Source organism: Tepidiforma flava (assembly GCF_027594505.1).
In the GTDB taxonomy this organism is placed as follows: Bacteria; Chloroflexota; Dehalococcoidia; order Tepidiformales; family Tepidiformaceae; genus Tepidiforma; species Tepidiforma flava.
Window position 1 is genome coordinate 1,163,248 of record NZ_CP115149.1, and the last position, 13,394, is coordinate 1,176,641.

At 69.3% G+C, this 13,394-nt stretch carries 7 protein-coding genes; 2 read left to right on the forward strand and 5 right to left on the reverse strand.

The window, feature by feature from the left end:
* Positions 1 to 103 precede the first annotated feature (103 nt).
* Complete coding sequence (locus tag O0235_RS06820; RefSeq protein WP_270057790.1) at positions 104 to 646, forward strand: disulfide bond formation protein B; 543 nt, start codon at positions 104 to 106, stop codon at positions 644 to 646.
* Positions 647 to 725: 79 nt separating this feature from the next.
* Here the strand turns inward: O0235_RS06820 and O0235_RS06825 are convergent, their stop codons facing one another.
* The 3 genes from O0235_RS06825 to O0235_RS06835 form a co-directional block, all read right to left on the reverse strand.
* A complete protein-coding gene (locus O0235_RS06825) occupies positions 726 to 2,540 on the reverse strand; it encodes a DEAD/DEAH box helicase family protein (protein ID WP_270057791.1) in 1,815 nt (604 codons plus the stop codon).
* A 100-nt stretch (positions 2,541 to 2,640) separates the two neighbouring features.
* Positions 2,641 to 5,313, reverse strand: a complete 2,673-nt coding sequence (locus O0235_RS06830) for a DEAD/DEAH box helicase (protein ID WP_270057792.1) — start codon at positions 5,311 to 5,313, stop codon at positions 2,641 to 2,643.
* A 92-nt stretch (positions 5,314 to 5,405) separates the two neighbouring features.
* Positions 5,406 to 9,107, reverse strand: coding sequence for a hypothetical protein (locus tag O0235_RS06835; RefSeq protein WP_270057793.1), 3,702 nt, complete (start codon positions 9,105 to 9,107; stop codon positions 5,406 to 5,408).
* Between the two features lie 120 nt (positions 9,108 to 9,227).
* Between O0235_RS06835 and O0235_RS06840 the strand changes: the two genes are divergently transcribed.
* Entirely contained in the window at positions 9,228 to 10,460 is a 1,233-nt protein-coding gene (locus tag O0235_RS06840; RefSeq protein ID WP_270057794.1) for a S1C family serine protease, read from the forward strand.
* On the opposite strand, the gene lon is transcribed toward O0235_RS06840, so the two are convergent.
* Together lon and O0235_RS06850 are read right to left on the reverse strand one after the other, a co-directional pair.
* The gene (gene lon, locus O0235_RS06845) at positions 10,457 to 12,877 is read right to left on the reverse strand and encodes an endopeptidase La (RefSeq protein WP_270057795.1); all 2,421 of its coding nucleotides are present in this window, start codon (positions 12,875 to 12,877) and stop codon (positions 10,457 to 10,459) included. The genes O0235_RS06840 and lon overlap by 4 nt on opposite strands.
* Complete coding sequence (locus O0235_RS06850) at positions 12,874 to 13,293, reverse strand: Hsp20/alpha crystallin family protein (RefSeq protein ID WP_270057796.1); 420 nt, start codon at positions 13,291 to 13,293, stop codon at positions 12,874 to 12,876. The genes lon and O0235_RS06850 overlap by 4 nt, the downstream gene beginning before the upstream one ends.
* Positions 13,294 to 13,394: the final 101 nt, after the last annotated feature.

Consider the following 13,394-nt stretch of genomic DNA (forward strand, 5'->3'; position numbering starts at 1 on the left):
CCCCCGGCCGGTCGGGCCTGCCTTCTTTCCCGGGCCTGTCCCGGCGTTCCGTGGCCGCGCGCGTACAATGGGGGCAGGCGGGCCGTTCGCCCGCGGGTTCGCTATGGAATCGGAACAGTACGTCTCGCCGGTGCTCGCGGCGGGCTCCATCGGCATCGTGTTCGCGGCCCTCTTCGCCATCCTCGCCGCCGAGCACCCGGCGGCGAGCCGGCTGCGCAGCTTCCTCACCGGCCACGGGCAGAAGGCGATGTTCGCCGTTGCGGCAACCGCGATGGCCGGCTCGCTCTACTACTCGGAGTACGTCGGCTTCACCCCCTGCGACCTCTGCTGGTACCAGCGCATCGCGATGTACCCGCTCGCCATCCTGCTCGGCGTCACGGTCGTGAGCCGGGGGCGGCTGGCGCCGAAGTACCTCGTGACGCTGGCCGGGATCGGCCTGCTCATCTCCATCTACCACTACCAGCTCGAGCTGTTCCCCAACCAGGCGCAGATCTGCACCGGCTCCGCGGTCTCGTGCACGGTGCGGTTCGTGGAGGAGTTCGGCTTCGTGTCGATCCCGTTCATGGCGGGGGCGAGCTTCCTCACCATCCTGCTCCTGCAGGCTGCCGAGTGGCGGGTGCGCTACCTGGAGGCGCGGGGGCTGTAGCCTCGAGCGTGCCGCGGCGCATGGCGCTGGCGCCACCGCGCACAAGGGCACGGCTGGTGCAGGAGGGAGGCAGCCAGCCTCAACCGGCGAGCACGCTGGTGAGAACCTCCCTGGCCAGGGTGCGGTCGAGCATCTCGTGCGCGTCCTGGTTCCGGTAGGAGCGCAGGCAGCCGTAACACGAGCTGTGCTCGCCGCAGGTGCACTCACACACGCGGATGGCTTCTCTGATGACCTCCTCAAAGCGTTGGAATGCCTCCTTCGCAAGGCCGGCGCCGCCGGGCACCTCGTCGTAAATCACGAAGACCGGGTTCCGGCTGTCGGACGTGTACACGAGGCCATTGATGTCGCCCGCGCGCACCTTGAGGGCTCGCCGCGCACCCTCGAGGAGCGCCGCCAGGACCGAGGCGCGGAGGCTTTCATCCCTGGGTTCGACGTCCAGGTGAGGGAACTCGAACTCGGCGATATCGGACGCAAACCGGTGCCCGAGATGAACCTTCTCGACCTTCCCGCTGCACTCACGTGGCGATACCGGATTTCTGTGTTTCCAGCTCTCATCCTTTTTTGACCCGCCCGGGTGAGCGGCGCCACAATCGGCACAAAAGCGGAAGCCGCGACCTCTCGCGTCATTGACGACCGCCAGCCAGCCGTTGCGCGCATAGCGGCCCAGTACCGTCGTCCTGCCCCGCAGTGCGGGCAGCGGCTTTCGCGGCTCCTGGGCCTCAGATGCGCCGCCGATTTCGTGGAAGAGCACGCGGCTGGCATAGAGCCGCGGGGGCGGGTCGTCACCGAGGCTGGAGTTCGGCTGGCCCGCGACGAACCCGTACACCGGCTCGACCATCCGGTCGCCTCGTACGGGGCCACCACACCGCGGGCAATCTCCCCCGGTCATATCGGGGCTTGTGTAAAGCCTGTTGCAACCAGGGCAGCGCCAGTATTCGCGCTCCGGCAGCCCCTTGCTCGGCAAAAGGCGAAGGCCAACCGAACGCCACACCTGCTTCGCGGCGACGACGGCCGAACCCGGGGCGTACTCGGAAACCGCGATCCGCAGGTCGCGTTCGAGCTCGAGCTGCCGGGCCACGGTGGAGTCGAGGTGCGACGTCATCAGGCCGACGACATCGACCGGGAAGCCATACTTGGGCAGCACGCCGCGGCTCGCCAGCAGGTTGATGAGCCAAGCCTCGCGGATAGTCCGGAGCACCCACTGGTACCGACGGGCGGCCGTGTAGTTGGCGCTGTCGGATGCCTCCCTTTCCAGCTGCCGGAAGAGCTCGACATCGGCACGGTACTGCTGCTCGGCCAGGGCGAGGGGCGATTTGTTCGCATCGTCCGACGCGAGGCGGTCGGCCCATTCCCAGCTTTCGATGCCGAGGTCGCTCCACAGCTCCTCCGGGACGATACGCTTGAGCTCGTCCTGGAGTTCGGCCTCCCTGCTTTCGAGGTAGCGGCGAAGCAAGTCGCAAGGCAAGCCTTCCCATTTCGAGGAACCATCGGCCGCCTCGAAAAATTCGTGGGCGAATCTCGGCCAGACGGAGCCATCCGGGCCGGCGATCTTTCGCAAGAAACGCGACATCGCCACGGAATGGACGTGGCGCCGGACGATCCGTTCGTTGCGCGCGGGGATGCGCGGCGCAGGCACGTTCCCGGCGACCCAGTCCTCGGCGCGCTCAAACGCCTGTCGGTCGTGGGGCCGCAGCTGAGCAAAGGTGACCACCAGGCTCGTTGACGACAGCCGCCGGCCGACGCGGCCTGCGCGCTGGACGTAGTTCGCCGCTGTCGGCGGAACGTTGCGGAGGAAGACCGCTTCGAGTTCGCCGACGTCCACCCCAAGCTCGAAGGTCGTCGAGCAGCTGAGGACGTTGATGTCGCCATCCGGCTTCACGAAGCGTTCCTGCACACTCCCCGCCTGGCTCGAGGCCCACTGGGCGGTGTGTTCTTCCGCGACCAGCGGGCCGGCCGGCGGCTGCTCGTATAGCCGCCGGTAGTGATGGCTGTCGTCAAAGCCGTCGAACGGATGAGCGGTTCCGCGGCAGCGGAACGAGGGGCAGAACGCCGCGCACGGCCCCGTGCTCCACCGTGCCGCAGAGGTCGCACCGGAACAGGTCGGACGGGGGGACAAACTCCCAGGAGTCGAACCGGAGCTGGTAATACTGTCCGACCTGCCGCCCCGAGGTTCGTTCGATTGCGCCAGCAAGCGGCCCGCCGGGCTTCATCAAGTATTTCCAAAGCCCCTCGAGCGAGCGCACCGCTGTCTCCCTGCGCTCAGCGGGGTCCATCCCGGGCGCGGTGCGCTCGAGCACCCGGACGAGGAGGTCGACCCGGGCGTTCGTGCCGGAATCCCGGCCGGGCAGCCACCCTTTCAGAATGAGGTTGGGGCGGCTCTCCCCGCCGCGCTCCCGGAACCCGACGGGCTTATTCCGCGGGTTGAACACGGGGTCGGTCAGACTCACCCCGCTGGGGACGGTGACCACCTGGTCATCGAGCAAGGTCCGCAGGAGCGCCTGGATGAGCCACCACGCCTCGTTGGGGGTCAGCGACCATGGTGCCTGGAGGAGCGCCCGGGGCGGCTCCCAGTCCTTCGGCCTGGCGAGGCGCCGGGCCGCCAACCCCACCCCGGCGAGGGACTGCCGGGAATCGATCGCCGTCAGCTCAGCCAGCACCCATCCCTTCAGCGTCTGGGAGAGTTTGAGCGCGTCGCCGTTGGAACCGGGGAACCCCAGCTCGCTCGCCAGCGGCTCCATGTAGGGAACGAGACTTTCCAGCCGGACGCCCAGGCCCCGTGCATCATCCCATGCCTTCCGGAGCGCCTGGAGCATGACCCGGCGGCGGGCGGCCCGCCCATAGGTCCGCTCGAGGTACGGCGCGAAAAAGGCGGCATCCTGCCGGCTGTCGGCAAAACTGAGGAAGCGCGGACGCCTCTCGCCCCGGGGGAGCGCATCGAACAGCGCTGATGCGACAACGGCCGGCGGGGCATCGGTGCCGAGCCTCAGGCGGCGGAGTCCCCCCTGGCTGCTCGGGGCGTTGCAATTGACGCAGCGGTAGGCGAGGCTCTTGGTCCGCTCGGCGATCTTCGCCGTGACAACGTTCGGCTGGGCGCAGTCGCAGCTGTTGCCCTGGACTTCACGGGCGCAGCCGAGACAAAACGCGAGAAGTTTCTCCGGTTCCGGCGGGGCGAGGAGCTCACCCTCCACCGTGGGCGCGGGTTCATCGTCGTTATCTTCGTTCGGCTCTGGCCCGGTTGCCGGCGCCAGGTAGCGAATCGCCGGCACAGTGTCATCGAGGTCGCTCGCCCGCACGAGGCGGTCGCGGTTCTCACCGTCCGTTTTCCGCTGCCCCCGGAGGTGCCACTGGCTGCAGCGCCGGCAGATGGCGAGCTCCGAGACCGGGGCATCCTCTCCGCACTCCGGGCAATGGCGCTGCGGTTCGAGAAAGACGCGCGGGAGACCGTCGGCGTGGCGGCGAAGGCAGACGTCGACGCTTTCGGGCGACCGCACGAACGTGTGGTACCGCGCCCGGAGCGCCGGCGCACCCGTCTGGGGGTGCTGCTCACTGCCCAGGCGCTCGATGAGCCGCACAGCGAGCGTCTTCCGCGGCGGGTCGGAGATCAGGCGGGCGATCGCGTCGAGTGACAGCGGCCGCTCGGCGAGGCCCGTGACGACCGCCTGGACGCGCGGGTCGGCGAGCAGCCGCTCAAGGGCTCCCGGGGAGCGGTCATCCGCGGCGGCTTCGAGGTCGACCTCCTCACCCGGTAGCGGCAGCACCGGGGGCTCAACCTCCGCAACAATGACGTCCTGCCGGCCCGGGTCGGCCGCTTGCCACTCGAACCGGAGGCCAAAAAGGTCGTCCGCGAACCGGGCGATGGCGTCCCGGTCGCCAGGCCCGCCGGCGGTGGCTGACGTGGCGATGCCCTGGATGCTGCCGGGACCCCGCTGGACGCGGTCGAGCAGGCGCCGGAGGAGCATGCCCATCTCCATGCCCATGGCGCCGTCGTAGGTGTGGACCTCGTCCAGCACAACGAACCGCCAGCCGAGCTCCCCCTTCGGGTCAAACAGCGGCGAGTCGGTCGGCCGCAGGAGGAGGTACTCGAGCATGGCGTAGTTGGTGAGGAGGATGTGGGGCGGCGACGCCTGCATCTCCTCGCGGCCGAGGAGTTCGTTGGGGAGGATCGGCTCGTCCGGGAACCAGTTTCGAAGCGCCTGTTCGCCCTTCCGCCGGCTATCCGGCGTCTCTCCCGTGTACCGCCCGAAGGTGATGTCCGGCGAGTGCTGGAGGAGTTCCCGGAGCCGCCGCAGCTGGTCATTGGCGAGCGCGTTCATCGGATAAAGCAGCAGGGCGCGGACGCCCGGCCCGAGCTCACCGCGCTCCTTCTGCCGGAACAGCTCATCGAGGATAGGGATAAGAAAGCTCTCCGTTTTCCCGCTGCCGGTGCCCGTCGCGACCACGATGTTGCGGCCCTGGCCGGCAGCCTTGCGGACAGCCGATTCCTGGTGCGCATACAGGGCCCGGTCCACGCCAAACGTGTCGCCGAAGTTTCGCTCCAGCCATTGGCGCGAAAGGACACCCTCTTCGACGAGCTGTCGGATTGTCGCGCCGGCGCGGTACCGGGGCGAGGCCTGCACGATGGGGCCCTTCACGAGGGGACTCTTCAGTTCCTCAATGGCCCGCGCCATCGCCGCATTGATGTTCGCATCGTTTGTGTGAAGCGTCGTTCGCAGGTAGCGAAGATAGGTGGCGGCGATGGCCTCAGTGGCTGCGATAGGGTTCAGTTGCTCTGCTGTCTCCACTCGAACTCCTGGCAACAGAGGATTTCGGCAAGCATGAGGTCACGTTCATAGACAGGGAGGAGGAGCCGGGCAAGAGCCGCGGCGACGTCGTCGAGCTCTCTGAACCGCTCCCGGGGCAGGACCGCCTCGCGCCGGGCGACCAGGCGGCGCGCCGCAGCCGCGACCAGGGAGACCCGGCACAGGAACGCCCACGGGTACTGCTCGCGATGAACCTGCCGGGAATCAAGACCCAGCGCCGGCAGGAGCTTCACGACCGCCTGCTCGAGCTGGGGCGCGAGGTTCCCATACTTGCGGATGAGCCGGTCGCGCTCAGGCTCCAGCTGAGCTGCCCTGCCTGCGAGGCCTTCCAGCGTTTCGAAGCAGGCGTTGAGCCAGCCATCCCGGTCGAAGGGCCGAGAGGGCACCGGGCTCAGCAGCGCCTTCATGGCCGCTATCCGAACCGGCTCCGGGCTGAATTCCGTTCCGCCGGCGCTGCCGACCTCAGGAAGCCCCCCGGGGCGGTCGGCGATTTTCGCGGTACGCCCGGAATCCCCACCTTCCGGGGCATCGTCTTCGGCGCCGTTGACCTCCGCGGACCCGGGAAAGCCGAGGAGGTCTGAGCACCTCTCGAAGGCCTGGGGGTCGACCGGGCACAGCCGCAGCTCGGCAAGCGCGCCCAGCGGCTTCCATAGCTGCCAGAGCCGCGCCCGCGCTTCTGCGGTCAATGGTGCGCCAGCGAGCGCCGGCGCACGGTCCAACCCCGCCGCGACGAGCAGCGGCGCAGACTGGCTGTCGCCGGGGGTGACCGGGAGCGCTGTGATGAGCGTTTCGAGGTCTGCCGACGGAATCCGCGTGACTGCCGGGGCAAGCTCCTCCCAGGGCAATCGGAGGAGTTCGCCGCCCCGCCCTGTGGCACACGCACGGAATACGAGCCCCAGGAGTTCGCCGGCCTGGTGCGGCCCCATCCCGCGGACAAGTTCGCGAAACCGGGTATCGCGCGAGCTCATGTCCCGGTCAAGGAGCAGGTCTTCGAGCTTGCCCTCAACCGTCGGCGGGAGGCCCTGGACGCGGCGCCGCAGCTCTTGCAGGCTGCCTTTCCACGTCTCGACGGGGTCACCAAGCGGTGTCGTGCCCGTCCAGGGGTCGTCGACGAGCAGCTCGAACCGGTAGCGGCCTGGGGACATCAGCCGGAAGGTCGCCCGGCAGACTCCACCCGTGCCGACCTCGGCAGAGGCTGTCTCGGCGTCTTCCCACGGCCGTGCGAGGCTCGTGACGCGCGCCTGCAGGTTCTCCGGGGGCTTCCGCAGCTGCCACTCGACCGTGGTGCCGTCCCCGGTATCGAGGAAGTTCAGCTCGCCAACCTCGATGCGGCGGCGGACCCGGGCGACCTCCGCGCTCCCGAGGACTTCGTCGCGCCTGCCGATGAGCTCGAGGCGCAGGTGGCCCGTCGTGCTGATTTCGCCTTCGAGCGTTGTGAGGTAGCTCGCGAGCTCGAAGAGGACCGCCTGCCCGGCCTTGACCTGCTCCTGGAGCAGGTTGCCGGCGTGGCCGTACAAGCGAAGCGCGAGGCGGTGACCCGTGGGGTTCTCCGCGCGCAGGCGGGGAGCGGAGCGGGCCTCGAGCTCCTCGACGACGAGCGAAAGCGGGGCATTCGCGGCCGAGCCCCAGGCCCCGTGGCCGGTCCACCACCACTGGACGACGGGCAGCTTGAGCAGCGCGTGGACTTCCCGGCCAGTCCGGCTGTCGAGCACTCTGAATGGGATGCGGCCGTTGCGGTTACGGTCGAACAGCTCCCACCCGTGTTCGACCGGGGCGTGGGCGTCGCCCTCCTCAAGGACTTCCATCCCCTCCCGGGTCCGGGCGATGACCCGCGCGACCGGGAGGTCGGGCCCGGCGACCCCGACAGCCTCCTCCGCGCCTTCGAAGGCAATATCGGGAAGGAGCGCCAGCCGCCGGCGCAGGCCCTGCCCCAGGGGCCCGAGCAGTTCGATATTCCATTCACCAACGTCGTGGCCCGGGATGAGGTTTTCGAGGCGGACCCGAAAGCCCCCACCGGGCTCGGGAGAGGGGTCGAGGTCTTTTGCCGGCATTTCGATGTGCGGGCCCTCACGGTCCGACCACGTGCGGGCGACCCAGCTTTCGGGCAGACCTTCATGCGCGCCCGCGCCTGAGCGCGGCGGAAGCACCACCGTCGGCAGCCGGGATTCGAACGCGAGGACGGCATCGGTCATCGGCGCGAGATAGGGCGGCAGCTCAGGAGTGTCGAGATACGCCGCCTTCGGCTGCTGGATGCGCCTGAGGCGAAACTCCTCCCGTCCAGCCACGAGGACGAGCTCATCGACGGACTGTTCAACGACGAAACGGCGGACAGTGAGGTCCGGCCAAGCCCCGAACGGTTCGCCCAGGTCTTCCTTCGCGCGCAGTTCCGCGCCGCCTGCCAGCACGATGGCGGCGGACGCAGGCATGACGATGTACCAGTCCGAACCGGAGAGGTAGCGCTGGTCGGCGAGGACCCGGCCGGAACGGGCATCGAAGACAAGATACGGCCGGTCCACTGACAGCCCGCCGAGAGAGCGCGTCACGGTGCGCCCATTCCCAAGGGAGCAATCAACCCGCAGGCTGCTGAAGGGCCGCTCGACTGCGACACTCTCGGCTGCGCCGAGCCGCTTCCAGGGTGGCGTGTAACCGACTTCAGCGATGCGGTCCCCCGAAAAGCTCACCGCCCACTTCGCCGACGGGTCGTCAAGATACGGCAGCTCGAGCTTGACCTGGACGAAGACTGGGTCGAACCGCAGCACCGGGGGCCGCCAGGAGGTCCGCTGCCGGGGCCGCCCCCGGCCCAGGCCGCCGGCGGCGCGCTGCCGCACCCAGGCGACAATCTCATCCTGGAGCCAGCCCGGCAGGAGCTTTGGCGGCTCCTCTCCGGCGCCGGCGGCACCCGCCACATCGAGCGACCGTTCGAGGATATCGCGGGCCACGCGCCCGCCGTGGACGATGAATCGCTGAAGCGGCCGCGGCATAACCTGCTGCCGCCGGGCCACCAGCTGCTGGATCTCCTCCGCCGTGGCTCCGTACCTCGAAGGGTCCTCGACGCTCGGCCAAATGACGCGCTCCATGAAATGGGGCACGAGTGCGCAGGGGATGAGCGAGTGCCCCAGGATCGGTGTCAGAAATCGGAGCGCGCCTTCCTCGACGAGGTGCGCGAAGGTCGGCAACCGGTTCTTCCGAAGGTAGCCTTCGAACCACTGGCCGAGCGCCGACTGGTCGCTCATGTCGAACCGGCGGAGACCGAACGCCTCCTTCAGATGCGGCCAGAAGGCGTCGCCGTCGTACCAGAACCGCGCTACCGCAACGATGCCCACGGCAAGGCAGTGGGGCCACCGGATCTCGGCAGCTCCGAGTCCAAGGCGGCCGAGGTTTCGGCACAATTCTTCGGCATTGCGCTGCTGCAAGGTGACTTCGCCGAGCAGCTCAACCCCGGCGACCCTTGCCCGCAGGTGCCGCTCTGCTTCCGTGAGAACTGCGTCGATGCCCATAGGTTCCGGGCGCAAACAGTAGCCCGCGGCCGCGCCCCGCCGCAATAGCGACAAGATTTGTCGTGATTGGGCGCACCCCTCCGCCGGCGCGATGACGCCCTCGAGCAGGCGACAACCACCCGCGTACCCGCTCGGCGCTACTGCAGCGATGGACAGGTGCGGCACGTGCTCGCCGACACCTCATCGGCGAGTCAATTGATGGCTTTCAGCGGGACGCATATGACAGCCCGGGGACTCCTCCGCCACAATTCGGCCGAATACCTGCACCTCCGGGCGAGACGTCACATGCCCGTCATCTTTCGAAAAACACAAGCTCAGCGCCACCCAAGCGAGCCGGCCGCGATTTCGCGAACGCACGCGGCGGTTATCACGTGCGCCGCACTCTGCCTGCTCCCCATCCTGTCCGCCTGTGCTGACCGGGAGCCCGCGCCAAACCAGTCGGCTGACGTGGACAGCCTCCGTGCGACGGTGGCCGCCCTCCAGACGGCAGTCGTGACGCCTACCCCAAGCCCGCCTACCCCGCAACCAACGGAATGCGGCCAGCAGGACATCGCCCGAGCAAGCCGCGCGGTGGTGCGCATCTTGACCGAACAAAGCTCCGGGTCCGGGTTCTTTGTCAGTCCCAACGTGCTCGTGACGAACCGCCACGTCGTCGGCACCAGCGACGCCGTGACCATCGAATGGCAGGACGGGCGCCGCTCATCGGCAAGCGTTTACTACGTCTCTCCCGACCGGGACCTGGCGGTTGTGCTCAGTGCCGAGCCTTCATTTGAAACCCTTACGTGGGCCGAGGCGGGCGCGGTCCGTCTCGCCGACGAGGTCTACGGAATCGGCTATCCGCTGGGCGCGAGGGGGCTTCCAGTCGTGACGCGAGGCATCGTCTCCCGTTACGGAGAAACATCGGCTGGCCGAATCGTGCAGACTGACGCCGCGCTCAACCCCGGGAACTCCGGCGGCCCGCTCGTGGACCGTTGCGGGCGGGTGGTAGGAATCGTCACGTGGAAGTTCACCATTGCCGAGGGCATCGCCTACGCGATTGCAACCGCCGACGCGCGGCCGAGGGTGGAGCCGGCAGTCGAATTCGTGTCCGGGCGCGCCCGGAGCCCGCTGTTCTCTGACCCGTTTTCGTTCTGTCGCTGGGTCGACACCATCGACTGGCCGGTGCACCAGCAGCCTCTCGGCATCTACTATGCGGGCGACCCTTCGCCCTTCGGGGGACAGCCCGGGGAGGAGGTCGTCTGGCGCTGCTGGGCCGGGAAGGTGCTGGGCTGCCGGGTCATGGCCAGTGCCGGGCCATGCATGAAGGCGAACACGAGCCGGGAGCCATCCCCCGAACTCCTGGCGTGGTGCCGCGCCAATCCATGGACGTCCCCGCCGCTGGCGGTGACCGGCCACAACTCCATCTTCCGCTGGGAGTGCTCCGGTTCGAACCCTATCATCGCGGAGCAGCTCATCCCGGACAGCAGCATCGACGGGCTGGGGTATTTCCTGGGCCCCTGGTTCGAAATCCGCCCCTAGCCCAGCGCTTCCCGCATCACCTCCTCCGCGTCGGTCACGAAGACGAAGCGGAGGTCCTTTCGCGCCTCTTCGGGGACATCTTCGGTGTCGCGCTCGTTCTCTTTCGGCAGGATGACCGTCCGGATGCCGGCCCGGTGCGCGGCCAGCACCTTCTCCTTGATGCCGCCCACCGGCAGCACCCGGCCGTGGAGCGTGATTTCGCCCGTCATCGCCACGTCGGAGCGCACCGGTCGGCCGCTCGCCAGCGAAACGAGCGCCGTCGCCATCGTGATGCCCGCGGAGGGGCCGTCCTTCGGCACCGCGCCCGCCGGCACGTGGACGTGCACCGCCTTGTGCTCGAAGAAGCCCGGGTCGATGCCCAGCTTCGCCGCGTTCGAACGAACCCACGTCAGCGCCGCCTGCACGCTTTCGCGCATCACATCGCCAAGCTGACCGGTGAGGATGAGCCGCTCCTCGGCGGCGGGCATGGCCGCAGCTTCGACCTGGAGGACGTCGCCGCCGGCGGGCGTCCAGGCGAGCCCGGTGGCGATGCCGGGCCGGTCGATGCGGATGAGCGACTCCTCCGGGATGCGCGGCCGGCCGAGGTACGTTTCGACGGCAGCGACGTCGACCGTCACGGGCGTGGCTTCGCCTTCGACGACGCGGCGGGCGATGCGGCGGACGACGCCGGCGATTTCCCGCTCGAGCCCGCGCACGCCCGCTTCGCGCGTGTACCGGCGGATGATGTGGCGGAGGGCCGCCTCCTCGAAGACGATTTCGCCGGGCTGGAGGCCGTGGGCGCGCAGCTGCCGGGGCACCAGGTACCGCTCGGCGATGTGGAGCTTCTCCTCCTCCGTGTAGCCGGAGAGCTGCATCACCTCCATGCGGTCGCGCAGGGGCGGCGAGATGGTGTCGAGCGTGTTCGCCGTGGCGATGAAGAGCACGGCCGAGAGGTCGAACGGCACGCCGAGGTAGGTATCGGTGAAGCGGTGGTTCTGGGCCGGGTCGAGCACTTCGAGGAGGGCCGCGGCCGGGTCGCCGCGCCAGTCGCTGCCAACCTTGTCGATCTCGTCGAGCATGATGACCGGGTCGCGCGTGCCGGCCTGCCGGAGCGCCTGGATGATGCGGCCGGGCATCGCGCCGATGTACGTCCGCCGGTGGCCGCGAATCTCCGCTTCGTCGTGGACGCCGCCGAGGGCAACGCGGGCGAACTTCCGGTCCAGCGCGCGGGCGATCGACTGCCCGAGGCTCGTCTTGCCGACGCCGGGCGGGCCGACGAAGCAGAGGATCGGCTCGGCGGCGGCGCGCTCGGCGGGCGGCGCCTCTTCGCCGCCATCGGCAGCGGCGGCGGCGCGCTCGGCGCGGAGCTTGCGCACGGCGAGGTAATCGAGGATGCGGTCCTTGATCTTCTCGAGGTCGTAGTGGTCCTCATCGAGGACGGCGCGCGCGCGTTCGATGTCGATGGCGGAGCCGCTGAGCTGCTGCCACGGGAGGTTCGCCATCCAGTCGAGGTAGGTGCGGATCATCCCCTGCTCGGGCGAGCCGGGCGGCAGCAGGGCGAGCCGGTCGAGCTCGCGCTCGGCTTCGGCCTTCGCCTCGGGCGGCAGGCCGGCCTCCTCGATGCGCCGGCGGAGGTCGGCGATCTCCTCGCCTTCGCCTTCGCCGAGCTCTTTCTGAATGGAGCGGAGCTGTTCGCGGAGGAAGTATTCGCGCTGCGATTTCGAAAGCCGCTGTTCCGTCTCCTCGGCGATTTTGCGGCCGAGTTCGCGCACGGCGATTTCGTGCTGGATGAACTCGACGAGTTTGCGGAGCTTCGCCTCGACGGTGTCGAGCTCGAGCAGCTCCTGCCGCTGCGCGCCGGAGAGGGGGAGCGCGGCGCCGACGAGATAGGCGAGCTGGAGGGGGTCGGTGAGGGCCTCGGCGGCGGCGACGAACTCCTGCGGCAGCTGGATGACGGCCACCAGCCGGGCGATGAGTTCGAGCACGGCGCGGCGGAGCACTTCGCCTTCCGGCCCCTCGGCCGGCCGCTCGGGGGCGCGTTCGACGCGGGCCTGCAGGTACGGCTCGGTGGCGGTGAACTCGAGGATGCGGATGCGCTCCATCCCCTGCACCACGACCTGCAGGGTGCCTTCGCCCGAGCGGGCGAGGTGGTGGACGACGCCGATGGTGCCGATGCGGTGGACGTGCTCCGGCCCGGCGAGGTCGACGGCGTCGGTGTTCTGGGCGACGAAGACGAGGCGGCGGTCGGCCCGCATCACATCGTCGATGAGGCGGACGGAGCGGGGCTGGCCGACGGCGAGCGGCACGACGGCGAAGGGGAAGACGACGGTGCCGCCGCGGAGGGGGAGGACGGGAAGGGTTTCGATGCCGCCGTCATCGGCGGGCGTGCCGGGGTCGGCGGGCCGGCGTTCGGCCGCGGGCAGGGCGTCGTCGCTCACCGGGTGGTGCCTCCGTTGGCTTTCGGGAATTCGAGGATGAGCAGGCCGTTCTCGTAGCTGGCCCGCGTGGCGTCGTGGTCGATGGCGCAGGGGAGCGGCACTTCGAGCCGGAACGGCCCCTGCCGGATCTGGGCGGCGTGGTAGCGCGCATCGACTGGCGGGGGCGGCAGCCGGCGCCGGCCTTCGATGACGACCGCGTCGTCGTAGAAGAGGAGGTCGATATCGTCGATGGAGACGCCGGCGAGCTCGACCATCACGGTCAGCGCGCCGGGCGATTCGGCGATGTCGGCCGCGGGCTGCCACCACGTCTGGGCGAGGCGGACGCGCTCCCGGCCGGGGAGCAGCCCCGCGCCGAGGGGCTCCGGCCCGGTGCGGACCATGAGGGCATAGCGGTAGCTGATACGGCGGTAGCGCATGGGGCCGAAACCTCGCGAGGGGGCCCGCCCGGGCGGGTCGTCCCCCTCATTGTAGGGGCTCGCGGGCGACGAACGGGGGACGTCGCGGCGAGGGCGGGCGG

What these genes read in the sequence shown, in the direction of transcription:
- O0235_RS06850 (WP_270057796.1), bottom strand. Translation starts at nt 13,293, where the DNA reads ATGCGCTACCGCCGTATCAGCTACCGCTATGCCCTCATGGTCCGCACC.
- O0235_RS06830 (WP_270057792.1), bottom strand. Translation starts at nt 5,313, where the DNA reads ATGGCGCGGGCCATTGAGGAACTGAAGAGTCCCCTCGTGAAGGGCCCC.
- O0235_RS06840 (WP_270057794.1), top strand. Translation starts at nt 9,228, where the DNA reads ATGCCCGTCATCTTTCGAAAAACACAAGCTCAGCGCCACCCAAGCGAG.
- O0235_RS06820 (WP_270057790.1), top strand. Translation starts at nt 104, where the DNA reads ATGGAATCGGAACAGTACGTCTCGCCGGTGCTCGCGGCGGGCTCCATC.